A 24,004-nucleotide genomic window follows, 5' to 3' on the forward strand; every position below is an offset into this window, starting at 1 on the left:
AGGGGGTCGGGACGAGGCGCTGCTGGACATCTACCGGCGGCTGCGCCCCGGCGAGCCGCCGACGCTCGACAACGCCCGGACCGTGCTGAACAACATGTTCTTCAACCCGAAGCGGTACGACCTCGCCAAAGTGGGCCGCCACAAGGTGAACAAGAAGCTCGGCGTCGCCGAGACGACCCTCGCCCTGACCGAGGCGGACATCGTCGCCACCGTCGAGTACCTGTGCCGCCTCGACGCGGGCCAGGCCGGCCACGAGACCGACGACATCGACCACTTCGGCAACCGGCGGGTGCGCACCGCGGGTGAGCTCATCCAGAACCAGCTGCGCGTCGGCCTGTCGCGGATGGAGCGGGTGGTCCGCGAGCGCATGACGACGCAGGACGTCGAGGCGATCACGCCGCAGACCCTGATCAACATCCGGCCCGTGGTGGCATCGATCAAGGAGTTCTTCGGCACGTCGCAGCTCTCCCAGTTCATGGATCAGACCAACCCCCTCGCCGGCCTGACCAACCGCCGGCGCCTGAGCGCGCTCGGCCCGGGCGGCCTCACCCGGGAACGCGCCGGCCTCGACGTGCGCGACGTGCACCCGTCGCACTACGGCCGGATGTGTCCGATCGAGACCCCGGAGGGTCCGACCATCGGCCTCCTCGGCACCATGTCGATCTTCGCCCGGGTCAACCCGTTCGGGTTCATCGAGACGCCGTACCGCAAGGTGATCGACGGGAAGGCGACCGACCGGATCGACTACCTGACCGCCGACGAGGAGGACCGGTACGTCATCGCGCAGGCCGCCGAACCGGTGCGGAGCGACGGCCGGCTCGTCAACGACCGGATGATGGCCCGCCGCAACGGCGGCGAGATGGACCTCGTTCCCCGTCAGGCGGTGGAGTACCTGGACATCTCGCCGCGCCAGATGGTGTCGGTGGCCACCGCGATGATCCCGTTCCTGGAGCACAACGACGCCAAGCGGGCGCTCATGGGCGCGAACATGCAGCGTCAGGCGGTGCCGCTGGTGAAGACCGAGGCGCCGCTGGTCGGTACCGGCATGGAGTACCGGGCCGCGGTCGACGGTGGAGACGTGGTGCTGGCCGAGGCCGGCGGCGTGATCGAGGACGTCACCGCCGACTACATCACCGTGCACCAGGACGACGGCCACCGCCGCACGTACCTGCTGCACCGGTTCGACATGTCCAACCAGGGTTCGTGCATCAACCAGAAGCCGGTCGTCGTCGAGGGCGACCGGGTCGAGGCCGGCCAGGTCGTCGCGGACGGCCCGGCCACCGACGGCGGCGAGATGGCACTCGGACGCAACCTGCTCGCGGCGTTCATGCCGTGGGAGGGCCACAACTACGAGGACGCGATCATCCTGTCCGAGCGGCTGGTGCGCGACGACGTCCTCACCTCGATCCACATCAAGGAGTACGAGGTCGACGCCCGCGACACCAAGCTCGGCCCGGAGGAGATCAGCCGCGACCTCCCGAACGTCAACGAACAGTTGCTCGCCGACCTCGACGAGCGCGGCATCGTCCGCATCGGCGCGGAGGTGGTGCAGGGCGACATCCTGGTCGGCAAGGTCACCCCGAAGGGCGAGACGGAGCTGACGCCGGAGGAACGCCTGCTGCGGGCCATCTTCGGCGAGAAGGCGCGCGAGGTCCGCGACACCAGCCTCAAGATGGCCTACGGCGAGAAGGGCACGATCATCAAGGTCCGCGTGTTCTCGCGGGACGACGGCGACGACCTGCCGCCGGGGGTCAACGAGATCGTCCGGGTGTACGTCGCACAGAAGCGGAAGATCCAGGACGGCGACAAGCTCGCCGGCCGGCACGGCAACAAGGGCGTCATCTCGAAGATCCTGCCCGTGGAGGACATGCCGTTCCTCGAGGACGGGACCCCGGTCGACATCGTGCTCAACCCGCTCGGCGTGCCGAACCGGATGAACATCGGCCAGGTCTTCGAGACGCATCTCGGGTGGGTGGCCAAGACCGGCTGCGCGGACTTCCCGCCGGACACGAGGGTGGCCACACCGGTCTTCGACGGCGCCACCGAGGAGCAGATCGTCGACCTGCTCGGTACCACCCTGCCGAACCGGGACGGTCGACAACTGGTCGGCGCGAGCGGCAAGGCCCGGCTGTTCGACGGTCGTTCCGGCGAGCCGTTCCCCGAGCCGGTCGGTGTCGGCTACATCTACATCCTGAAGTTGAACCACCTGGTCGACGACAAGATCCACGCGCGGTCGACCGGCCCGTACTCGATGATCACGCAGCAGCCGCTGGGTGGTAAGGCGCAGTTCGGTGGTCAGCGGTTCGGCGAGATGGAGTGCTGGGCCATGCAGGCCTACGGCGCGGCCTACGCGCTGCAGGAACTGCTGACGATCAAGTCCGACGACGTGCTCGGCCGCGTGAAGGTGTACGAGGCCATCGTCAAGGGCGAGAACATCCCCGAACCGGGCATCCCGGAGTCGTTCAAGGTCCTGCTGAAGGAACTGCAGAGCCTCTGCCTCAACGTGGAGGTTCTGAGCAGCGACGGTGTCGCGCTGGAGATGCGCGAGACCGACGACGAGGTGTTCCGCGCGGCGGAGGAACTTGGTATCGACCTCTCCCGCCGGGAGCCGAGCAGCGTCGAGGAGATCTGACGGTCAGAAGTTGCTGAGGACCGAGATGAAGGCGTCGTTGATGGTCGACGGGTCACGGGCGTCGTAGGCGCTGCCCTTGGCCGCCCGGGCGATCTGGCGCAGCGCGTCCAGGTCGGACCCGTCGCCGAACGCGATGGCGAACATCCGCACCGACAGTTCGAGCCGTTCGGCGTCGACGGCGCGCACCACGTCGGCGAGGTCTCCGCTGCCGGTGTTGTTCCCGTCGGTGAGCAGCACGACGGCGTTGATCCGGTCGACCGTCGTGCCCTCGTACACGAACTTGTGTGCGGCGCGTGTGGTCTTGTAGAGGTCGGTGCCACCACCGGTGTCGAGGTCGTTGATCTTCTTGGTCAACGTCGCCCGGATGTCACCGACCCGGCCGAACCCGACGCGTTGCCGGTACGACGGATCGCTGGAGAACGACCACAGCGCGACCTCGTCGTCGGGGTGCAGCAGCCCGATCCCTTCGATCGCGGCGCGTTTGGCGGCTTCGAGCTTGGTGCGCCCGCCGCCGGCCGACCCGTCCATCGAACCGGACACGTCAATGACGAGCAGGACCCTGGCCTTCTTGCGCAGGTCGTCCCAGCCCGACAGCATCGCGGCGAGCACCGACGGGGACGGCGGGGGCAGCAACGTGAGCTGCTGGTCGGCGCGCATGGGGAGGGTGTCGCTGAGCACCTTCGTGGGTTGGCCGTCGGAGTCGCGGAAGCCCACCTCGGCGAAGCGTTGCCGCTGCTCGGGCAGGCGGAGGTAGGCGAGGAAGTCGGCCGCCGCGGCCCGCTGGTCGGCGCTGGCGCCGGGCAGCACGACGTAGGGGTGGTCGAACATCAGCGTGCCGTCGGCCGGATGCACCGCGACCAGGGGCACGGTGGGCCGCCGGCCGGTGCCGATGCTCTTCGGGTCGGCGTCGGGCGCACCCGAGTTGTACAGGAAGGCGAGCTGCTCCTGCATCACGATCGCGCTCAGGTACGACAACGCCTGGCCGCGCTGGTCGGCGTCGGCGAGGTTGGACAGGTAGCGCACCGCGTCGTCGGAGTAGTGCGCGACGCTCGCCTCGACGCCGCGGACGAAGTCGACCGCCTTCGCCGACCGGACGTCGGCCTCGGACAGGTCGCTGGTCCGACCGGTCGCCGCGTAGTAGGTCGCGACCGTCGCGGCGAGCCCGGACGTGGACCGGTGCGGGTTGTCCCGGCCCAGGGTGAACCCGCCCCACTCGGGATGGCCGTGCGCCGCCCACCCACGCCGATCCGATGACAGGGCGAGAACGTCGGCCCAGCCCAGCGTCTTTTCCGGCCAGCCGAGTGCCTCGGCCATCGGCCGCGGCATCGCGATGGTCAGCGGGCTCGTGGCCAACGACCGTGGGCCGTCCGGCGCGAGGACCGTCCGGCCACCGGTGCGCTCCTCGACGAGGCCGAGCCACAGCGACGACGACGGCGTCCACACCTGCGGCACCGGGGCGCCGTGCCGCCGCGCGTTCCAACCCGCGGTCACCGCGTCGGTCGCCTTGCCGGACGTCGTCTTGTGCACCGACACCGCCGCGCACCGGCCCTCGAAGGTGCGGCCGGCGCGGTTGTACCGGTACGCCAGGTCGAGGAGCAGGTCGCCCTTCTCGGTCGAGGAGTTGACCTCCAGCGGGACGCAGCCGGTGCGGCCGGCGGCGGTGTCCGGCTCCGCGGGCCGGTCCGGCGACGACGGCGACGGCGCGCAGCCCGCGACGAGCAGCGCGAGCGTCACCGCGGCCGTCACCGCGAACGCGACCGCCGGGCGGACAGGTGTGGGAGCCATGCGCCAAACGGTAGGTACCGCCGTCAATGTCTCCGGCGCGCTACCCCAGAGTGTCGAGCCGGACGTCGTCGAACCGGACCTGCGCCGTCGACGCGTACAGGCCGACGCCGCCGCGGGTGAGCAACGGGTCCCGCGCGGTCAGCTGCGGCACGCCGTCGACGAGGAACGTCAGCGTGCCGCGGCGGGCGACCGCGGTGAACGTGTAGGACGTGCCGGTCGAGAACGCGAACGCCTTGTCGGCCAGCACCACGGGGGCGGCCTGCGTGATCAGGCCGCCCATCACCCGCTCGATCCGGAGCCGGCGTTCGCTGCCGGCGTTGTAGGCGACGAAGCGGTACGCGTCGTTGGTGCCGAGCGTCCGCACCGTCAGCCCGGCCCGGGAGCCGGAACCCCACGCGACGACCTTCACCCGCGCCGACGCGGCGACATCGAACAGGTCGTTCTGCCGCCGTGACAGCACGAGCGAGTCGGCGGCGGACGCGTCGTCGGCGAGGAGTTCGCTGTTGTTGATGAGGAAGTAGCCGCGCCCGACCGACCACGTGTCGCCGTCGGCGACCTCGGTCACCAGGAGGTCGTCGAAAGAGGCGTCGCGACGCTGCGTGCCGAGACCGGCCGAGCCGATGAGGATGTCGGTGTCGTACGCGGTCAGCTTCGCCGCGCCGTCGACGAACAGCCGCAACGTGTTGCCGGTCGCCACCGCCTTGAGGGTGTAGGTGGTGTTGTGGTTCATCGTGAACGCCGTCGACGCCAGCACCGTGCTGGTGGGTCCGTCCGGACCGACGAAGTTCTTCACGATCTGGAGCTGGTTCGAGCCGCCGCCGGTGTAGTAGCGGAACTGGTAGTGGTGGTTCGCGTCCTGGTACCGCGCGTACAGGCTCACGCCGGTGGAGCTTCCGTTCGCGGCGACCGTGGTCACCTTCGCCTGCACGAGCAGGTCGGTCCAATGGGACGCGGTGAGTGTGCGGGCGTCGGCCTGCGCCGAGTTGGTCTGGCGGTACGTGCCGCCCTGCACCGTCCAGGTGCCCGCCTCGGGCGCCAGGCCGTCGGACGAGGAGTCGAACGTCCACGTGCGACTGGTCAGCCCTCCGATGTCGAACGCGTCGGTGAGCACGGTGGTGCCGGTGCCGGGCGGCGCCGGCGCGGTGACCGTGACGTGGTCGCCGGTGCGCGTGAACGCGACCGGCGCGCCGTTCAGCGTCACCGCGGTCGCGGCCGGCGCGTAGAGGGTCACGGTGCCGGGCAGCAGGTCGTTCGCGGCCAGCGCGAGCGTCGTCCCCTGGAATGTCACGGACAGATCGGCGACCGGTGCCGACGCCCGGACGAGGTCGACTCCCCCGTCGGTGAGCAGCGATCCGCGCGCGACGTCGACCGAGACGAGCGCGCCCGCGGCGTCTCTCTCCACATAGGACACTTCGCCGTCGAAGCCGAACCCGCCGAACGACCGGGTCGCCGGCGTCGCCTCGTGCGACAGGTAGTAGGTGCCGGTGGTGCCGTCGCCGGGCGCGATCCGCAGCGCGGTCGCGGTGGTGGCCGCGACGCCGGTGGCGATCCGCGTGACGCTGACGTTCCGCGCGACGCCGGCCGGTTCCGGGTACAGCACGGTGTCGAACGACGTCGCGCCGACGGCCGACTTCGAATACGCCACGTACGGCGCCGGCGAGACCTGGTTCGGTTGGGGCGAGTAGTTCCCGTTGCGCACCTGCATCGTGACCGTCGACGGGTCGGCCGGAAGCACCGTCAGGTTCGCCTCGCCGGCGAAGTTGGTGCGGACCCGCTTGGTGGTGGCGTCGGTGGTGAGCGTCGTCGGCGGCACGTGCCAGAGCTGTTCGTAGGCGTTGGTGACGCCGCTGCTGCCACCGGTCATGAGGTCGGAGACGATCCAGAGGCCCGGCTTGACGAACATGACCTTCCGGTCGTGCTGGATCGGCGCGTAGTCGCGGTGCCGGCCGTGGTAGAAGTCGAAGCCGCTGTTGGAACGCCAGCTCACGTGCTTGCGCTCGATGTTCGCCTGCGGGTTGTTGTTCACCTCGACGGTGTTGTGCGCCTCGGTCGTCTCGCGCAGCCACACGCCGGGGCCGGTGGTGGCGTAGTCGTAGACGCCGGGATCGACCAGCAACCGCTTGCCGTAGGCGTACGCGACGAGGCTGAGGTCGTCGGGGTGGTTGTGCGAACCCGCGTACGACGTGTCGGAGTTCTCCACCAGCAGGTAGTTGTCCCCGGGCGACCAGCCGGTGCGCATCGCCGCGTAGCTGTTGGGATGCAGCACCGACGTGGTGGTCGGACGCGTGCCCGACGCGCCCTGCGACGCGATCCACGCGATGTCCGGCCGGTTGTAGTAGCCGGCGTAGTCGAGCAGCAGTTGCCGGTTGTTCGGCGTCACCGTGCTGCTGTCGCCGATCTGCGGCATCTCGAAGTTCGGCAGGCTCATGTAGGCGAGCGTCTCGGCGCCGCGCTCCAACTGCTGCGCGAGCGGCGCGAGCACCTGGTAGCCGTTCATCGCGCCCAGCTTCATCACGTTGTTCGCCAGCGCCAGCGCGTACGCGTGGTAGTTCTCGGTCGTCTCGCCGTTGAAGCCGTCGTTCTTGACGTTCCGGGACATGTACTTGTAGGTCGCGCCCTCGCCGCGCATCCGCCAGTTCGCGGCGTCCTTGAACTCGGGAAAGTAGACGCCCGCGGAGAAGATGGACCGGGCGATGCTCATGTACCAGTTGTTGCCGCTGGTGCCCTCGATCGTCGCGTAGAGCCGGTCGGCCATCTGCCACGCGTACTTCAGCAGCGCGATGTTCGCGTTCGCGTCGTACACCGGGTCGGTGCGGAACGCGGCGAACCCGCTGAGCCAGGCGGTGAGCCGCTTCGCCATGTCGAGCCGGTTGCTGCCGGCGTGGTCCGGCTCCGGGCCGAGTCCGTCGTTGGTGTTGCCCATGTCCCGGATGAACTCGAGGGCGAACTTCAGCCACGTGTCGGCGTACACCGACCGCTTCGGGTCGCCGGCCGGCAGCGCGGTGTACGCCGGCACCAGCGACGAGGTCATGATGAGGTCGATCACGTAGTAGTGCGGGCCGCCGAACTCCGCCGGGTTCGACGGGCTCCAGTGGTAGGACCAGTCGATGTCGCCGACCGGGAACGTGCGGCTCTGGCCGTCGTCCCACCGGAAGACGTAGTTGACGAGTTCGTCGGGTGTCGAGGTGAGCGGCGCGGTGATGGGCACGGTGCCGGACGGGAAGTAGACCGGGGTCGTCCGGGCCCGGTGGTACGCCAGCAGTTCGGTCTTCGCGCCGGCGTAGTCGCCCGCCTGCACCCGCGTGCGCACCGCGCCGAGGCCGGGGTGGTCGAGGTTCAGCTCCGCGAAGAAGGCCGCGTCGGTCATCGCGTTCGGGTCGGCGTAGGCCGCCGCGGGCGGGGACGCGACGGTCACCGCGACCAGCGTGGCCGCAGCGGTCGTCACCGCGGTGATTGCCGCGCGCAGCCGGGACACCGTGACGCGCATGAGAGCCTCCGCGACCACCCAGGGTCCTTTTCGGGCCGGACCGTTAACGCGTCACCTTAATCGACGTCCGTCACTCCCGGCCAGTCCAGATAATCGACGGCGGCGGCTTTTCGCGCGCCGTCGCGGAACCGGGTCTCCGCGCGCACCGCCAGGTCGAGCCATTCGACCAGCACGGACGGGCGGACCCGGACCAGGGCGCGACCGGCCGGCGGCCCGACGGCGACGGCGCGGCGCCCCGACCGGCGGAGGGTGGCCAGCATCTTGTGTGCCCGCTCGTCGAGGCCGCCGAACAGGAGGACGGTTTGGGTCCCGGCCGGAGCGTCGCGCCCGCGGACGAGCACGTCGAACCGGCGCTGGACGTCGTTGGCCAGCAGGCAGGCGCTCACGGCGCGGTCGGGGCACAGGACGTGCGCGGTCACCGGACGGATCGGCGGGTCCGCGCCGATCCGGCTGCGTTCGTCGACGAGGCCGGCGGGCAGCGAGCCGTGCACCTGCGGCCAGCGCAGCAGCATCGTCTCCCGGAAGTTCGGCGGGACGGCGCCGCCGCGGCCGACGGTGGCGGTCAGTTGCCCGAACGTGTACCGGAACAGGCCCTCGCCCAGCCACGCGGCCGCCCGTCGCACCTGGACGTCGGTGAGCCGCGACGCGTGGTCACGCGGTTCGAACACGAACTCCCGCCCGCAGCGGCCGCACCGGTGGCCGGACCGTTCGCGGTGCTTCACCGACGCCGCGCAGTGTGGACAGATCATCCGCCCACCGGCCAGGTGAGGAACCCGGTGCGGCCGGCGTCGAGGTGCCGGCAGCCGAACCGCAGCACGGCCGCCAGCAGGTCGGCGGGGGAATCGTCGGGGGTCCGGTCGGACAGGTCGAGGACCGGCGCGGCGCGCGGCACCTCGTCCCGGGTGGTGACGACCAGTCCGCCGAGCCGGTCGCCGACCTCGTTCGCCCACAGGCAGGCGGCGACGGCGGGGTCCGGGCAGAGCACCGCGAACCGCACCGGGTCCGGCGCCGGCGGCGGCGCCGTCCCGTGCTCGTCGACCAGATCGGTGGTGACGGTGTGGGCGACGGCAGTGAGCGCGGACCGCGTGAGGACGACCTTCCGCCGGTCCGGAACCACCGCCCGCGCCAGCCTCCTCGACAGCCGCAGCACGAACAGCGGAACGACGCGGAAGAGCAGGTACACGAGGAATCCCAGGAACGTGAAGACGGGGACGCAGAACAGCACCAACGCGACCACGCCGCCGATGATGAGTTCCACGGGCAGCGCGTCGCGCCAGACCGCCACGGCCCACCAGTAACCGAGGGCCGTGGCCCCGACCGCCACCACGACCGGCGGGGCGGGCGGATGGGCGAAGTCGAAGTCGTCGTCCCACAACCGGGGTGGACGCTCCAGCGGGTACGGCCGCTTCCGCAGCAGGTCGCGTTGCAGTTGCAGCGACGTCACCCGGAACCCGCCGTCCCGGCCCAGCGCCGCGATCCGCTGGCGCAGGAACTCGGCGGGGAACGCCGTGTAGGCGACGCGCCGGTCGGTGACGAACAACCGCCGGCACTCCGCGCACTGCCCGCCGTGGGGACCGCGCCGGTGCCGGGGACACTCCGCCCGGCAGTGGGGGCACCTCATCCGAAGTCGTCCAGAAGGTCGTCCCGGTGGTCGTCGCCGGCCCGCACCAGATCGTCGGGCGGCTCGCGGTCCTCCCGCTCGCGGTCCTCCGGACGGCGGCGCAGCCGCTCCTCCTCGGTGGGGCTGAGCCACAGCGGCGGCGGACGCCTGGCGCTCAGCAGGGCGTACGACCCCACCCGCACGAGCATCGCCGCCAACCCGGACGGCGAACCGGTGACGTTGAGGGTGCGCCGGCCGTCGTTCCACGCGGTCCACCCGAATCCGATGTCGCGGCCGTACACGACACGGCCGTCCAGGTGGCTCCGCTTCACCAGGCGCTCCCGCAGGGCCTCATCGGTGCCGTGATGCTGGCGGTTGTCGCGCCACCACACCACGCCGTCCGGGTCGCGCCACCGCCACTCCTTGACGCCGTCGGAGTACCGCCGGAACACCCCTCCGCCGGACAGCAGTTCGTCGACGAAGGTGACCTCCGCGTTCCGCGACATCGGCCTTCCCCGGGTGATCGACGCCTGTGCGGCCCATCCTCGCGGTCCATGTCAAGGTCCGCGAGTTCAATAAATTAATAATCTAATGTTGACACGTCGACGTCGGTGACTGCATGCTGGCCGCACGAGCACGCATTCGTCGCCGTCCATGCGTGCTCGAGCCCGCCCCCACCGGAGGTCCCCCGAATGAGAATCCCCCGCCCCGTCCTGGCCGCCGGCGCCGCACTGGTGCTCGTCGGCGCCGGACTGCTCCACACCGCGACGAGCGCGTCGGCGTTCCCCGCCACGCCGAAGTCCACGGTCATCAACTACCTGCGGTCGATCACCGGCACGTCGATCGTCTCGGGCCAGCACAACAAGGAACCGGCCAACCAGCCCGGCCAGTACACCGCGCAGGCGCACGCCGTCACCGGCCAGTGGCCGGGCCTGTGGGGTGGCGACATGATGTTCCGGGCCACCGACATCGCCAACCGGCAGAGCGTCATCAACCAGGCCCGGACGGAGTGGAACAACGGCTCGCTGGTCGCGCTCACCTGGCACGCCTGCTCGCCGACCGTCGGCGCCACGTGCGAGTTCGAGGGCGGCGTGAAGACCAGCATTTCGGACGCGCAGTTCCAGCAGATCGTCACCCCCGGCACCGCGCTGTACACCACCTGGCGCAGCCGGATGGCGGCGGTCGTGCCCTACCTGAGGCAGCTCAACGACGCGGGCGTCCCGGTGCTGTGGCGGCCCTTCCACGAGATGAACGAGACGTGGAACTGGTGGGGCCACCGACCCGGCGCGAACGGCACCGCCAAGCTGTACCAACAGATGCGCGACTACTTCACCGGCCAGGGCCTGAACAACCTGATCTGGGTGTGGAACGTGCAGGACAACCCCGCCGGCGGTTGGGGCGGCTACTACCCCGGCAGCGGCTACGTCGACGTCGTCTCGCTCGACGCCTGGTACAAGAGCTACCCGTCGGCCGCGGACTACCAGCAGCTCCAGTCGATCGCGGCGGGCAAGCCGATCGCCATCGCCGAGATGGGCAAGGTGCCGAACAACAGCCTGCTGACGAGCCAGCCGCGGTGGACGTACTTCATGATCTGGTCCGAGCAGTTGCGCGGCAACAACACGAACGCCGAGATCCAGGCCGCCTACTTCCATCCCCGCGTCCTGAACCAGGGCGAGGTCCACCTCTGATCCGTGCGGGTACGGTAACGGCCTGGGCGGAACCGCCGCTCAGGCCGTTCGGAATCCGGAGACGACACGCTCCATGGCACGTCGAGAAGCGCCCGCGGCCGGGCCGGGAAGCCGCGCCCTGATCGTCGACGTCATCCGGTCCGCCGTGACCATCAGCCGCACCGAACTCGCCGAGCTGACCGGCCTCACCCAGCCGTCGATCTCCAACATCGTCCGCGACCTCATCATCGACGGGATCATCCACGAGATCGGCTCGACCGACTCCGTGCTCGGCCGGCGCCGCAAGCTCATCGCCATCAACCCCGCCAACCGGTTCGGCGTCGGTTTCCACGTCGGGTCGGAGTCGGTCACCTGTGTGGCCGTCGACCTCGCCGGCGGAGTGGTCGGCCGCGAGGCCGTCCCGCGACGGCCGGACGAGGCGTGGGGGGCCGACCGATTGGCCGACCGGCTCGACGACTTCACGGCCGGCCTGGACCTGCCGCGCGACCGCATCGAGGGCCTCGCGATCGTGGCGCCGGCGCTCGTCCCCGGATCGCCGGGCACCGAGCTGATCGGGGTCCGCGCGGAGCTGGTGGACCGGATCGGCGTGCCGGTTCTGGTGGAGAACGACGCGGCGGCCGCGGCGCTCGGGGAGTTCTGGAGCCGCCGGGTGTCGCGCGAACAGGCATTCGGATGCATCTACCTGTCCACCGGGATCGGCGCCGGTTTCGTCTTCGGCGGGGCGTTGTTCCGGGGCGCGAGCTTCGGCGCCGGCGAACTCGGCCACGTGTCCATCGACCACGCCGGACGCCCGTGCGGGTGCGGCAACCGGGGCTGCGTGGAGCAGTACGCGTCGACGCGGGCGACGATCGCCGCGGCCCGGGAGCACCCGGCGCTGCGGGACCGGCTCCCGCTGACCGGCGGGGAGTCCAGCGCCTACGACGCGATCGCCCGGGCCGCGGTCAACGGCGACCCGGCCGCCCACGAGGTGCTCGACCGGGCGGCCGAATGGCTGAGCGTGGCCGCGACGTCGATGGTGAACCTGCTGGACCTCGGCCGCCTCGTGCTCACCGGGCCCGGCGTCGCGGTCGCGGGATCGATCTTCGCCCGCCGGCTGCGCGCCCACCTGGGTCGCACGGCGCACTCGCGGGAGCGGCACAGCGTCTCCGTCGAGCTGTCCGCCCAGCCCCGCGACGCGGCCGGCATCGGCGCCGCGGTGCTGGTGGTGCAGGCGGCCGTCGCACCCGGTCACACCCCGGGGCAGGTGACCCGATGACCCAGCGGGTCGGTCTCGTGCTGGCGCGGGCGTCCCAGGTGCTCGGCGAGGAGCCCTACTACCACGAGTTCATCGAGGGGCTCGAACGCATCCTGACGCCGGCCGGGATCTCCGTGCTGGTCAAGGTCGTCACCGACCGCGCCGCCGAGACCGCCACCTACGAGCGGTGGTCGGCGCAGCAGCGGGTCGGCGGCGTGATCCTGGTCGACCTCAGCCCGGGTGACGACCGGGTCGGGCTGGTGCGCCGGCTCGGCCTGCCGGCCGTGGTGATCGGTGACCCGTCCACCGCCGACGGGCTGCCCACCGTGTGGACCGACGACGCCGGGTTCGCCCGCGAGGCGGTGCGGTTCCTCGCCGGGCGGGGGCACACCGTTCTCGGTCACGTCAGCGGCCCGCTCGCGTTCGCGCACACGCAACTGCGCCGGGGCGGCTTCGACGCCGAGGCCGCCGACCTCGGCCTGACCGTCGTCAACGCCGAGGGCGACTACTCGCAGGAGTCCGGCCGGGCGGCCACCGCGCAGGTGCTCACGGGCCGGCCCACCGCGATCGTCTACGACAGCGACGTCATGGCGCTCGGCGGCCTGGAGACGATCCGGGACGCCGACCTGACGGTGCCCGGCGACGTCTCCGTGGTCGCCTGGGACGACTCCGCGCAGTGCCAGCTCGCGGTGCCGGCGCTGTCGGCGATGAGCCACGACGTCGGCCGGATCGGCGAGATCGCCGCCGACGCCCTCCTCGACGCGATGCGCGCGGACGCCGCCGACGCCGTCTACGAGGCGCCGAAGGCGCACCTGGTCGAGCGCGAGAGCACCCGGTGAATCACAGGAGTTCCGCGAGCAGGTTCGCGGCCCGCGTCGCGCCGTCGGCCGGCACCGGCCGGTAGTCCACCTCCCGGCCGATCTCGGCCGAGATCACCTCCGCCAGCCGGTCCGGGTCGAGGTCGTCGAAGTCCATGCGACGGCCGGCGCCGTGCCGGCGCAGGCGGTGCGCCACATGGAAGTTCTGCTCGAAGTGGTGTCGCAACGGCACGTAGATGAACGGCCGCCGGGTCGCCGTCAGCTCCATCGTCGTGGTGAGTCCACCTTGGACGATCGCCAGGTCGGACGCCGCGAGATGGCGCGGCAGCTGCGGCAGGTACCCGTGGATCGACAGTCCATCGTGGACGGTGAACCGGCCGGGGTCCAGGCGCGGGCCGGCCACCACGACCATGCGCAGGCCCGGAACCCGGCGCGCCGCCGCGGGGAAGGCGTCGACGACCCGGCGGAGCAGGTCGCCGCCGACACCGGAGCCGCCGACCGTCACCACGCACACCCGCTCGTCCTCGCGGTAGCCGAGTTCGCTCCGCAGCGCCGCCCGGTCGGCGTAGGCGGCCGGGTCGAACCCGGTGACGTAGCCGGAGAACGCGTAGTTGGCCTCGGTCCAGTCGCGGATGAACGGCAGGTCGACGCCGAAGCGCTCGTCGACGATGTCGTCGGGATCGCCGACGAACACGGCCCGGTCGCGCAACCGCGGGAACCGGGCGACCTGCGCGATCATCTCGGCGTTGTGGTCGGCGGCCACGAGCGCCTCGCGTTCGCCGCCGTCGGCGAACGGCAGGAAGCCGACGAAGTCGGTGAGCCAGGCGTACGCGAAGCGCTTGAGTTCCGGGTTCTCGAACAGGAAATGGTCGACGTCCCACGCCTCGTCGCCGATCACGAGGTCGTACCGCTGTTCGCTCACGACGTCCCGGAAGACCATGAAGTTGTTGACGAGGATCTCGTCCATGTTCCGCAACGCCTGGAAGCAGTGCAGGTCGTGCTCGCCGGACTCGCTCTCCACGTGCGCCGACTCGTTCGCCAACCAGGCGCAGGCGGGGTGCACCCGCTCCCCCGCGTCCCGCAGCATGCGCGTCACCGGATGCTGGGTGAGCCAGTCGATCTCCACGTCCGGATGCCGCTCGCGCAGTTCCCGCGCGATGGCGAGGTCGCGCCGGGCGTGGCCGAGACCGATCGGCGAGGAGAGGTACAGGACGCGCTTGCGCCGCCGGTCCCATCGCGTCCAGGTGCGGCGCGGGGGGTCCGGGCGGAACCGGGCGGCGAACTCGGCGATGAGCCCGTTCACCTGGACCGGGTCGCGGGCCAGCGGGATGTGCCCGCCGCCGTCGACGACGGCCAGCGCGCCGCGGGTCAGTTCGACCAGCCGCTCGCTGCGGGCCAGCGGCGCGATCGGGTCGTCGGTGCCGTGGATGGCCAGCAACGGGCTCTCCAGGCGCCGGCACCAGTCCTCGATCGTCGCCTGATCCGGCCGCGGCGCCCGGCTCTCCGCGACCAGCACCGCGCCGTTGGTCTCCAGCGCCCAGCCGACACCGTCCTCGATCGCCTTGGTGGAATACGGTTCGGTGAAGCACTGCCCGAGGAAGAACCAGGCGAAGTCCTCCCAGTCGGTGAGCCAGTACTCCCAGTTGTACTTGGCCCAGTGCCGCTGCGGGTCCCGACCGAGCCGGGGCACCGCCGACGGCGGCAGGTCGGGCCGGGGCGCGGCGACGTCGAGGTTGGTGGCGCGGGCGGCGTGCGGCGGCAGGGCGATCGAGGGTCCGATCACGACGGTGCCGTGGACCCGGTCGGCGTGCTCGACGGCGAGTTCGAGGGCCCAGTTCGCCGCCCGGGACAGCCCGACGACGACAGCCTTCTCGGTGTCGGTCGCGTCGAGCACGGCGAGGGCGTAGGCGACCTGTGCTGCCTGGGAGTACGGGTCGCTCGACAGTGGACGGTCGGACCGGCCGTTGCCCGGACCGTCGTAGACGACGACGCGGAAGTGCCGGGCGAGGTAGCCGATCTGCATCTTCCAGACCCGCTTGTGCACGATCGTCCAGGTCGGCAGCAGCAGGATCGTCGGGCCGCCATCCCCGTTGATCTCGCCGTAGACCTCGTAGTGGACCTTCACGCCGCCGCGTTCGGCGAAACCGTCACGGTCGGGCTGTCGTGCTCGCACCGGTCACCTTTCCCTTGAGTCCGGGCACGAACCGCGGCGTGCGGTCGAGGTACCGCTCGTACGGTTCGCCGAGTTCCCGCTTGAGATCGTGCTCCTCCAGCCGGACTCCCACCAGGATGTAGGCGCTCGCGGCGCCGGCGAAGAGGAGACGCCCGACGCTCATGTCCGGCACGGCCCAGAACGCGATGAGGAAGCCGACCATGATCGGGTGCCGGATCACCTTGTACAGCACGGGTTCGCGGAACCGCTGCTCGCCACGGCGGAGGCCGAAGAGGTCGAAGTGCCCGAGGCCGAACGTGCTGAGGACCAGGAACGCCCACCCGAACAGGTACAGCGCCCAGAGTGTCGCGCGGGCCCACTGGGGATCGACGGACCAGACCGGGTCGGGCAGCGGCTTCCACTGCCAGAGCAGCAGGGCGACGGCGGCGCTGGCGGCCAGGACGTAGGTGCTGCGTTCGACGGACGCCGGAACGTAGCGCGTCCACCAGCGCTTGAACGCCGGGCGGGCCATGACGCTGTGCTGGACGGCGAAGAGGCCGAGGAGGGCGACGTCGATCAGGATCGCCTGCCAGGCCGGGAGGACGGTGCCGTCGTCGACGCCCTTCGGGACGACGCTGTTGGCAAGAAAGCCGATGGTGTAGAGGAAGACGCCGAGGAATGCGACGTAGGCGACGATGCTGTAGGCCCTGCGAACCATGGTGGTCCTCCTTGCCGTGCCAGTCGGTCGACCGACCGAACACCCGCAAGCTATCATTCGGTCGACCGACCGACAAGGAGCAGCCGTGAACCCGACATCACTGCGGATCGTCGAGGCCGCCCGCACCTGCCTCCTGACCGACGGCTACGCCGCCCTGTCGACCAGACGCGTGGCCGAGGCCGCCGGCGTTCCCCTGAGCCAGATCCACTACCACTTCCGCAGCAAGCAGGGCGTCATCCTGGCCCTGCTCGATCACGAGAACCGCCAACTCGTGGCCCGCCAGCGCACGATGTACGGTTCCGACACGCCGTTGTGGAAGCGGTACGAACAGGCCTGCGACTTCCTCGACGACGACCTGGACTCCGGCTACGTGCGGGTGCTGCAGGAGATGATCGCCGCCGGCTGGTCCGACCGCGACGTGGCCAGGCGCGTGCTCGAGTTGCTGCAGGCCTGGTTCGAGGTCCTCCGCGAGGTGTCCCGCGAGGCCGAACAGCGGTTCGGCAGCCTGGGCCCCCTGCGGGCCGACGACGTGGCGATGCTGATCGGCCTGTCCTTCCTCGGCGGCGAGGCCGTGATCCTGCTGGGCGGCGAGGACTGGGCGGCCCAGGTCCGGTCGGGGCTGCGCAGTGTGGGGTCACTCATCCGGCGCTTCGAGGAGCCATCCGCCGACCGATGAACGGCCGTGTCTAGGCTCGACCCGGCAGTCGAGCATGGAAGGGCCGCGGATGCCAGGGCACGTCTTCGTGAGCCACAGTCATCGCGACAAGGACTACGTCCGACGGCTCGTCGAGCACCTTCGGGCCGCTGGCCTGCTCGTCTGGGACGACGACGACATCGTCGCCGGCGAGCGGTGGGACCGGCGGGTGCGCGAACGGATAGCGAGCTGCGCCGCGCTCGTCCTCGTCATGACCCACGAAGCGGACGAGTCGGAATGGGTCGCCGAGGAGATCGACCACGCGAGACGCCTTGGCAAACCGATCCTGGCGCTGCTGCTGGCCGGCGACGTCTTCTTCGGGTTGAGCCGGACGCACTACGAGGACGTGACCGGCGGCTCCATGCCGGGCAGCCGGTTCCTGGAACGCCTGCTCGCCGTCACCGATACGCCGCAACCCGCCGCGACGACGCCGCCGCGATCAGCGCACGTCGACGCATTCGCCGGCAGGTCGCGCCTTCTCCCGTTCTACCTGGTGTACGAGACCTCCGCCGCGCTGGCCGGCGCCCCGCTCAGAGCCGTGGCCGAGTCCCTGGCGACCATGGTGGTCGCCGTCGGCAGCAATCCGGTCGTCGCCGACAGCACCGGCGTCTGCGTGATCGGGTTCGCTCACCGCGCGGACGTGCTGCTGCCGCTGTCCGACCTGAGCACGATGCCGACCATTCCTCCCCTGACGGCGGCGGGCAACGCGCTCTACGCACCGGTTTTCACGTTGCTGAGGGACACGATCAGCAGCGATGTCCGCGCCCTCCAGAGCACGCTCGGCCTCAGGGTGCATCGCCCCGTCGTCATCTTCGTCACCGGTTCACGACCCGAGGATTCCGGCCGTTGGCCGCATGCCTATCAACGACTCGTCGACCCCCGTTGGCCTCATCGTCCGAACATCGTGTCCTTCGGCTTCGGCGATGCCGACCCGGTCGACGTGAGATCCATCGGCACGGTCCGGGGATTCATGTCCGACGACCGTCGCCTCGATTCGACCGGGCCGGTTCAAGCCTTCCAGGAGTACATCGGGTCCCTGGTCAGCTCGGTCGTACAGTCCGGTGCGCAAATCGGCGAACACTCGGCGAGGCTGGTGATGCCCGAAGCCGTGCCGGGTTTCAACAGCGCGACGAACCTGTCGTTCGATGAACTCTGAGTCGCACCTACCGCCGGCCGTCGGCCGCGACGAGCTCGCGGTGGACCGGCGTCTCGGTAGCGGTGGCCAGGGAACCGTGTGGTCGCTGTCGGGACGCCACACCGACTTCGTCCTCAAGGAGTACCGCACGCCGCGGACCGACACCGCGTTGGCCGAGGTCGTCGCCTTCCCGGCGATGCTCGCCCCGGAACCGCGATCATGGCTCCTCGATCGCACCGTCTGGCCCTTGTCGCGGGTGATCCGCGACGGCACCACCTGTGGCGTGATCCTTCCGCCGATACCCGAACGATTCTTCGGTACGACCCGAGCCGGACGCCAGGAGCGCCAACTCCAGTACCTCCTCTACCCGCCGAACCCGCTCTGGGGCGACATCGCACCGCTCGATGTCGACGGCCGGATCAGGGTCGCGCAGGAGGCGGCGGCGGTCCTCGCGCTGTTGCACGCCAACGGTCTCGTCGTCGGCGACCTCTCGCAACTGAACGTGCTGTGGACGCCGGCGCCCGTCGGTCTCCTCGTCATGGATTGCGACGACATCCGCCCGCTGGCCCACGCCCGACAGGCCGCGCGCGTCGAGACGCTCGACTGGAACGACCCCGCGATGTCACCGACCGGCGTCGACCCCGACTCCGACAACTACAAGCTCGCATTGCTCGTCGGGCGGGTCCTTGCCCGCTCGCACCGGGTCCGGCCGGGTGACCCGCTGGACCTGTTGCCGGGTGTCGAGCCGCGCTTCGCGGCACAGATCACGGCGACGTTCGCGATGGCCGCCGGCCCGTCGGGCACCCGCCCCACCGCCGCGCGTTGGCTGACCGCCCTCGGCGCCGCACGGCCCTGAGGACCGGGCCGGCGCCGTCCGCCGGCCTCAGCCCGTCGCCCGGGCCCGCGCTCCCCCGGCCACCCTCAGGACGAGCAGGCCCAGTACCCCGCCGGCCGTGTTGGCGATCAGGTCGTTGACGTCGACCGTGCGGTAGTTGCCCAGCGTCACCCACAGCGCCAGTTGTGTCAGCTCGATCGCCGCGCTGGCCGCCAAACACAGCGCCGCTATCGTGCCGATGCGGCCCGCCCGTGGCCAGAGCAGGGGCACCAGCACGCCCACCGGCATGAACATGACGACGTTCAGCGCGAAGCTGACCGGCGGCACCTGGAACGGGACCGCCTCGACGACCCACCACCAGCGTCCATGGTGCCGGCGGTGGGCGCCGGCCGGCACGACCGTGACCACGGCGACAGCGGCGGCGTAGACCCAGGACAGCGCCAGTGTCCAGGCCCGGGCGCGGGTCAACGCGCCTCGATGGTCGAGTCGTAGACCTTGAGCAGCAGGCGGTGCAGGGTGGTGCGCTGGTTCCCGGTGAGGCCGGCGAGCAGGTCGTCGTCGAGGGCGGCGCCGGTGCGGCGGAGTTCGTCGACGGTGGCCCGGCCGGCGGCGGTGATGGTGACGGCGCGACGGCGGCGGTCGGCCCGGTCGCTGGTGCGGGCGATCAGCCGCTGCGCCTCCAGGGTGTCGAAGATCGGCACGGCGTTGCGGGGGTCGACCCCGATCGCCGCGGTGAGCCGCTGCTGGTGGGTCTCGCCGAGCCGGTCGAGGGCCATGAGCACACCGAAATGGTGCGGGCTCAGGCCGCGCTCGGCCAGCAGCCGGGCCCACTGACGGCGCGACTCGGCGCCGAGGCGGGCGAGCAGAAAGCCCGTGCTGGAGGTGAACTCGGCTTGCGCCATCGCGCCATCGTAGCCCACCATCTTCATGGGACATGATGTTCATGATTCATGACTATTGGGAGACGCGTGTGAGCGTTCTGATGGACGGCATCGTGTTCGGCGAGTCGCCGCGCTGGCACGACGGCCGGTTGTGGTTCTCCGACTGGGGTGCGAACCAGGTCATCGTGCTCGACGCCGACGGCGGGCACGAGGTGGTGGCGACCGTCGACTCGTTCCCGATGTGCATCGACTTCCTGCCCGACGGGCGGCTGCTCGTCGTCGACTCGGGGCGGCAACGGCTGCTGCGGCGGGAGCCGGACGGGTCGCTGGTCGAGCATGCCGACCTGTCCCCCACGTCGCGGAAGCCGTGGAACGACATCGTGGTCGACGAGCGCGGCAACGCGTACGTCAACAGCATCGGCTTCGACTTTCCCGGCGGTGAGTTCGCCCCCGGGCTGATCGTCAAGGTGACGCCGGACGGCTCCGTCACCCGGGTCGCCGACGACCTCGCGTTCCCCAACGGCATGGCGATCAGCCCCGACGGCGGCACCCTGGTCGTCGCCGAGTCGTACGCGAACCGGCTCACGGCGTACGACATCGGCACGGGCAACCGGCGCGTCTGGGCGGACACGCCCGGCGACCACCCCGACGGCATCTGCTTCGACGCCGAGGGCGCGATCTGGTACGCCGACGTCGGCAACAAGCACTGCGTCCGGGTCCGCGCGGGCGGCGAGGTGCTGGCCACCGTCGGCCTCGACCGGGGTGCGTTCGCCTGTGCGCTCAGCCGCGGCGACGACCCGCGCCTGTTCGTCGTCGGCCAGAACTGGGGCGGAACCGAATCGGCATCACCCAGCGGTCAGGTCGTGGCCTTCCCGGCCCCCGCGCCCGGAGCCGGAAGGCCCTGAACCGGAAGGCCCTGAACCGGAAGGCCCTGAGCCCGGCGGCCCTGATGCGGGGCGGACCAGGCCGGCCTCGTAGGCGGCGATCACGAGCTGCGCGCGGTCACGGGCGCCGAGCTTCGCCATGGCACGGTTGACGTGGGTCTTGGCCGTGTGCGGGCTGACCACGAGGTGGCCGGCGATGTCGTCGTTGGACATGCCGGTGGCCACCAGCGCGACGACCTCGCGTTCGCGGGCGGTCAGGGCGGCGAGGTCGGTCGTCGGGCGGCGGTGGTCGGGTTGGCTGAGGAAGCGGCCGATCAGGGCGCGGGTGGCGGCCGGCGACAGGAGCTGCTCGCCGCGGTGGACGAGCCGGATCGCGTCGATGAGTTCGTCGGGTTCGGCGTTCTTGCCGAGGAAGCCGCTGGCGCCGGCGCGCAGGGCCTGGAACACGTACTCGTCGACCTCGAACGTGGTGAGGATGAGCACCCGGACGTCGGGCAGCTCGGCGGTCAGGCGGCGGGTGGCCGCCAGGCCGTCCAGGTTCGGCATGCGGATGTCCATGACCACGACGTCCGCGGCCCCCGTGCGGGCCTGTTCGACCGCCTGGAGGCCGTCGGCGGCCTCGCCCACGACGGACATGTCGGCCGCCGCGTTGACGAACACCGCGAACCCGCCCCGCACGAGGGGCTGGTCGTCGGCGAGCACCACCCGGATCACGGTGCGGCGTACGGGAGTCGGGCGGAGATGCGGTACCGGCCGTGCGGCGCCGGACCGGCGGTGAAGGTGCCGCCGAGGGCGCCGATGCGTTCGCGCATCCCGACGTGGCCGTGTCCGGTGCGGCGCGCGGGCTGGCCGGTGGTGTCGTTCTCGACGGACAGCTCCAGCGCGTCGGCGCGGTAGGCCAGATCGACGGTGACCGTGGTCGGCCCGGCGTGCTTGCACACGTTCGTCAGCGACTCCTGCAGGACGCGGTAGGCGGTCAGGTCGACCGGTCCCGGGAGCGGGCGGACCGGCCCCGCCACGGCGACCGCGATGTCGAGCCCGGACCGGCGGTAGGTGGCGAGCAGGTCGTGGACCCGGTCGAGTCCGCACAACGGCGCCGTGGGCGGCGCGGCCGGGTCGTCGGCCTGCCGCAGGAGACCGATGGTGTCGCCGAGGTCGGTCAGCGCGGCCTTGCTCGCGGCGCACACGTGGTCGAGCGCCTGGCCGGCCGGGCCGTCGGCGCCGTCGAGGGCGTGCGCCGCGACGCGGGCCTGGATGTGGATGAGCGCGAGGTGGTGGCCGATGACGTCGTGCAGGTCCCGCGCGATGCGCAGCCGTTCCTCGGTGACCCGGCGCCGGGCCTCGGCGTCGCGGTCGGCCTCGGCCTGGTCGGCCCGCTTCCGGGCCTCGGCCAGGTAGGCGTGACGGTGCCGGGACGCGGTGCCGGCCGCCACGGCGAGCCCGCCGAACGCCGCGAGGGCGAGGTTCTCCGGCCCGAGGATGGCCGGTTTCAACCAGACGTGCGTGACGCCGATCGAGAGCACGACCACCCCGCCGACGAGCACGGCGCGCATCCGGGTCGCCCGCTCGGCCACGGTCGACAGGGCGACCAGCGGGGCGGCGAGGATCACCAGCCCGTTCCGGGCGTGGTTGTGGGCCAGGAACACCTCCGCCGCGAGCGCGGCGACCAGCAGCGTCGCGAACGGGTATCGCCGCCGGAACACCAGCGAGCCGGCGGCCACGCAGGCGCAGGCCGCCCCGAGGCCGGTGAGCGGACGGGCCTGCGGACCGGCGGTCGCCGTCACCAGCGTCACCGCGAGAACGACCACCGCGATGGCCGCGTCGGCCCGGACCGGCCGGGCCACGAACCGGTGCGCCCGGGCCTGTACCCCGGCATGCAGCGTCATCCCTTCACGGTACGGACGGTGCGGACCCCCTGGCGTCCCGCCGCGGCGGTACGGCGCGTACCGCGCCCGCGGTACGCCGAAGATGACGCCGCCGCGTGACGACAGCACCCCGTCGGCTGCGGAATCGTCGGTCGGCGTGCGATACGACGACGAGCCCGGAACCGGCATATCGGTCCGCGGGCTGACCAAGCGCTTCGGTTCCGTCACCGCGGTCCGCGACCTGACGTTCGACGTCCCGGCCGGGCAGGTCACCGGGTTCCTCGGCCCGAACGGCGCCGGCAAGTCCACGACGTTGCGGATGATCCTCGGACTGGTGCGCCCGACGAGCGGCGAGGCCCTGGTCGGCGGTCGCCGCTTCGCCGACCTGCCGCAGCCGCGACGCGCCGTCGGGGCCGTCCTGGAGGCGACCGGGTTCCACCCGGGCCGGCGTGGCCGGGACCATCTCCGGGTCGCCGCCCGCGCCGCCGGGCTGCCCGCCGGGCGGGTCGACGAGGTCCTCGACCGGGTCGGGCTCGCCGACGCCGCCGGCCGGCGGGTCCGCGGCTACTCGCTCGGCATGCGCCAGCGCCTCGGGCTGGCCGCCGCGCTGCTCGGCGACCCGGCGGCGCTGATCCTCGACGAGCCGGCCAACGGTCTCGACCCGGCCGGCATGGCCTGGCTGCGCGGCCTGATCCGGGGGCTCGCCGCGGAGGGACGCACGGTGCTGTTCTCCAGCCACGTCCTGTCCGAGGTCGCGCAGACCGTCGACCACCTCGTCATCGTGCACGAGGGCGCGCTGCGCTACGCCGGCCCGCTCGCCGACCTCGACGGACCCCTGGAGAAAGCGTTTCTGGACCTCGTGGGAGGGGACCGCTGATGCCCGCCGAGATCCTCAGACTGCGGACGATCCGCACGCCGTGGGTGCTGCTCGCCGTCGCCCAGCTCGTCATCGTCGCCGGCGCCACCGGCCCGTTCGCCAACGGCGACCGCACCGACCCGGCCATCGCCCGCGCCGGCGCCGCGCACCTCGGCCTGGCCGCCCTGTTCACGCTGGTGCTCGGCATCATGGCCGTCGCGGGCGAGCACCGGCACCGCACCATCACCGACACCTACCTCACCCAGCCGCACCGCGGCCGGGTCCTCGCCGACAAGCTGATCGTGCACACCGGTGCCGGCGCCCTGTTCGGACTCGTCGGCGCCGTCACCGCGATCGCCGCCACGGCCGTGGCGGCCGCGGCCACCGACGTGACCGTCGACTGGTCCGACTCCCTGCTGTGGCGCACCGTCGCCGGCGGCGTCGCGTGGAACATCGCGTTCGCCGCGCTCGGCGTCGGCATCGGCGCGCTGGTCCCGAACGTCACCGCGGCCGTCACCGGAGCGCTGGCCTGGCTCGCCCTGGTCGAGGGCGTCGTGGCCAGTCTCGTCGGAAGCACCGTCAGCCAGTGGCTGCCGTTCGCGGCCGGCAGCGCGCTCGGCAACCTGCCGACCGGCGCCGACGGCCTCCCGCAGTGGGGCGCCGCCGCGCTGCTCGTCGGCTACGTCGCGCTCGCCGGCGCGGCGGCCACGATCGTCACCGACCGCCGGGACATCACCTGA

Annotated in this window: 20 protein-coding genes and 1 pseudogene; 10 read left to right on the forward strand and 11 right to left on the reverse strand. The window is 71.5% G+C overall.

What is annotated here, in order from left to right; translation table 11 throughout:
- Positions 1-2,632, forward strand: a 2,632-nt coding sequence (gene rpoB / locus Vau01_RS58520) for a DNA-directed RNA polymerase subunit beta (RefSeq protein WP_204012310.1), incomplete at its 5' end; no start/stop codon positions are given.
- A 3-nt stretch (positions 2,633-2,635) separates the two neighbouring features.
- Here the strand turns inward: rpoB and Vau01_RS58525 are convergent.
- From Vau01_RS58525 to Vau01_RS58545, 5 genes are all read right to left on the reverse strand, one after another.
- Positions 2,636-4,417 (reverse strand): substrate-binding domain-containing protein, encoded by a 1,782-nt coding sequence (locus tag Vau01_RS58525; protein ID WP_204012313.1) that lies wholly within the window; start codon positions 4,415-4,417, stop codon positions 2,636-2,638.
- Positions 4,418-4,457: 40 nt separating this feature from the next.
- A complete protein-coding gene (locus tag Vau01_RS58530; protein WP_204012319.1) occupies positions 4,458-7,904 on the reverse strand; it encodes a heparinase II/III family protein in 3,447 nt (1,148 codons plus the stop codon).
- Positions 7,905-7,960: 56 nt separating this feature from the next.
- The gene (locus Vau01_RS58535; protein ID WP_204012321.1) at positions 7,961-8,653 is read right to left on the reverse strand and encodes a hypothetical protein; all 693 of its coding nucleotides are present in this window, start codon (positions 8,651-8,653) and stop codon (positions 7,961-7,963) included.
- Positions 8,650-9,444, reverse strand: a complete 795-nt coding sequence (locus tag Vau01_RS58540) for a hypothetical protein (protein WP_204012323.1) — start codon at positions 9,442-9,444, stop codon at positions 8,650-8,652. The genes Vau01_RS58535 and Vau01_RS58540 overlap by 4 nt, the downstream gene beginning before the upstream one ends.
- A gap of 77 nt (positions 9,445-9,521) precedes the next feature.
- Positions 9,522-10,010 (reverse strand): hypothetical protein, encoded by a 489-nt coding sequence (locus Vau01_RS58545; RefSeq protein WP_204012326.1) that lies wholly within the window; start codon positions 10,008-10,010, stop codon positions 9,522-9,524.
- Between the two features lie 186 nt (positions 10,011-10,196).
- Between Vau01_RS58545 and Vau01_RS58550 the strand changes: the two genes are divergently transcribed.
- The 3 genes from Vau01_RS58550 to Vau01_RS58560 all read left to right on the forward strand — a co-directional run bounded on the left by Vau01_RS58550 (position 10,197) and on the right by Vau01_RS58560 (position 13,265).
- Complete coding sequence (locus Vau01_RS58550; RefSeq protein WP_204012329.1) at positions 10,197-11,192, forward strand: glycoside hydrolase family 26 protein; 996 nt, start codon at positions 10,197-10,199, stop codon at positions 11,190-11,192.
- A gap of 73 nt (positions 11,193-11,265) precedes the next feature.
- Complete coding sequence (locus Vau01_RS58555) at positions 11,266-12,447, forward strand: ROK family transcriptional regulator (protein ID WP_204012332.1); 1,182 nt, start codon at positions 11,266-11,268, stop codon at positions 12,445-12,447.
- Positions 12,444-13,265, forward strand: coding sequence for a LacI family DNA-binding transcriptional regulator (locus tag Vau01_RS58560; RefSeq protein ID WP_204012335.1), 822 nt, complete (start codon positions 12,444-12,446; stop codon positions 13,263-13,265). Before Vau01_RS58555 ends, Vau01_RS58560 begins: the two co-directional genes overlap by 4 nt.
- Position 13,266: 1 nt before the next feature.
- On the opposite strand, the gene Vau01_RS58565 is transcribed toward Vau01_RS58560, so the two are convergent.
- Positions 13,267-15,417, reverse strand: coding sequence for an alpha/beta hydrolase (locus Vau01_RS58565; RefSeq protein ID WP_204012338.1), 2,151 nt, complete (start codon positions 15,415-15,417; stop codon positions 13,267-13,269).
- Complete coding sequence (gene mddA, locus Vau01_RS58570) at positions 15,392-16,114, reverse strand: methanethiol S-methyltransferase (protein WP_204012341.1); 723 nt, start codon at positions 16,112-16,114, stop codon at positions 15,392-15,394. Before mddA ends, Vau01_RS58565 begins: the two co-directional genes overlap by 26 nt.
- Before the next feature lie 85 nt (positions 16,115-16,199).
- On the opposite strand from mddA, the gene Vau01_RS58575 reads away from it, so the two are divergent.
- Genes Vau01_RS58575 through Vau01_RS58585 form a run of 3 tightly spaced genes read left to right on the forward strand, consistent with a single transcriptional unit; the run spans position 16,200 to position 18,799 of the window.
- Positions 16,200-16,790, forward strand: a complete 591-nt coding sequence (locus Vau01_RS58575) for a TetR/AcrR family transcriptional regulator (protein WP_239152956.1) — start codon at positions 16,200-16,202, stop codon at positions 16,788-16,790.
- Positions 16,791-16,839: 49 nt separating this feature from the next.
- Positions 16,840-17,964 (forward strand): TIR domain-containing protein, encoded by a 1,125-nt coding sequence (locus tag Vau01_RS58580; RefSeq protein ID WP_239152958.1) that lies wholly within the window; start codon positions 16,840-16,842, stop codon positions 17,962-17,964.
- Positions 17,954-18,799 (forward strand): hypothetical protein, encoded by an 846-nt coding sequence (locus Vau01_RS58585; RefSeq protein ID WP_204012351.1) that lies wholly within the window; start codon positions 17,954-17,956, stop codon positions 18,797-18,799. Before Vau01_RS58580 ends, Vau01_RS58585 begins: the two co-directional genes overlap by 11 nt.
- 27 nt (positions 18,800-18,826) lie before the next feature.
- On the opposite strand, the gene Vau01_RS58590 is transcribed toward Vau01_RS58585, so the two are convergent.
- Positions 18,827-19,246: a VanZ family protein gene (locus tag Vau01_RS58590; protein ID WP_204012354.1), complete on the reverse strand. Its 420-nt coding sequence runs from the start codon at positions 19,244-19,246 to the stop codon at positions 18,827-18,829.
- A complete protein-coding gene (locus Vau01_RS58595; RefSeq protein ID WP_204012357.1) occupies positions 19,243-19,680 on the reverse strand; it encodes a MarR family winged helix-turn-helix transcriptional regulator in 438 nt (145 codons plus the stop codon). Before Vau01_RS58595 ends, Vau01_RS58590 begins: the two co-directional genes overlap by 4 nt.
- A 68-nt stretch (positions 19,681-19,748) precedes the next feature.
- Here Vau01_RS58595 and Vau01_RS58600 point away from each other — a divergent pair, with 68 nt between their 5' ends.
- Positions 19,749-20,564: an SMP-30/gluconolactonase/LRE family protein gene (locus Vau01_RS58600; RefSeq protein WP_239152960.1), complete on the forward strand. Its 816-nt coding sequence runs from the start codon at positions 19,749-19,751 to the stop codon at positions 20,562-20,564.
- Here the strand turns inward: Vau01_RS58600 and Vau01_RS58605 are convergent.
- Both Vau01_RS58605 and Vau01_RS58610 read right to left on the reverse strand, forming a co-directional pair.
- Positions 20,505-21,257 carry a response regulator transcription factor gene (locus Vau01_RS58605; RefSeq protein WP_204012361.1) on the reverse strand — a complete coding sequence of 251 codons (753 nt, stop codon included), beginning with the start codon at positions 21,255-21,257 and terminating at the stop codon, positions 20,505-20,507. The genes Vau01_RS58600 and Vau01_RS58605 overlap by 60 nt on opposite strands.
- Positions 21,254-22,429: a sensor histidine kinase gene (locus tag Vau01_RS58610; protein ID WP_204012364.1), complete on the reverse strand. Its 1,176-nt coding sequence runs from the start codon at positions 22,427-22,429 to the stop codon at positions 21,254-21,256. The genes Vau01_RS58605 and Vau01_RS58610 overlap by 4 nt, the downstream gene beginning before the upstream one ends.
- A gap of 136 nt (positions 22,430-22,565) precedes the next feature.
- Here Vau01_RS58610 and Vau01_RS58615 point away from each other — a divergent pair.
- A pseudogene (locus Vau01_RS58615) lies at positions 22,566-23,246 on the forward strand (ABC transporter ATP-binding protein); the annotation flags it as partial.
- A gap of 38 nt (positions 23,247-23,284) precedes the next feature.
- Positions 23,285-24,004: a hypothetical protein gene (locus Vau01_RS58620; RefSeq protein WP_204012368.1), complete on the forward strand. Its 720-nt coding sequence runs from the start codon at positions 23,285-23,287 to the stop codon at positions 24,002-24,004.

The sequence above is a fragment of the Virgisporangium aurantiacum genome, assembly GCF_016863635.1.
In the GTDB taxonomy this organism is placed as follows: domain Bacteria; phylum Actinomycetota; class Actinomycetes; order Mycobacteriales; family Micromonosporaceae; genus Virgisporangium; species Virgisporangium aurantiacum.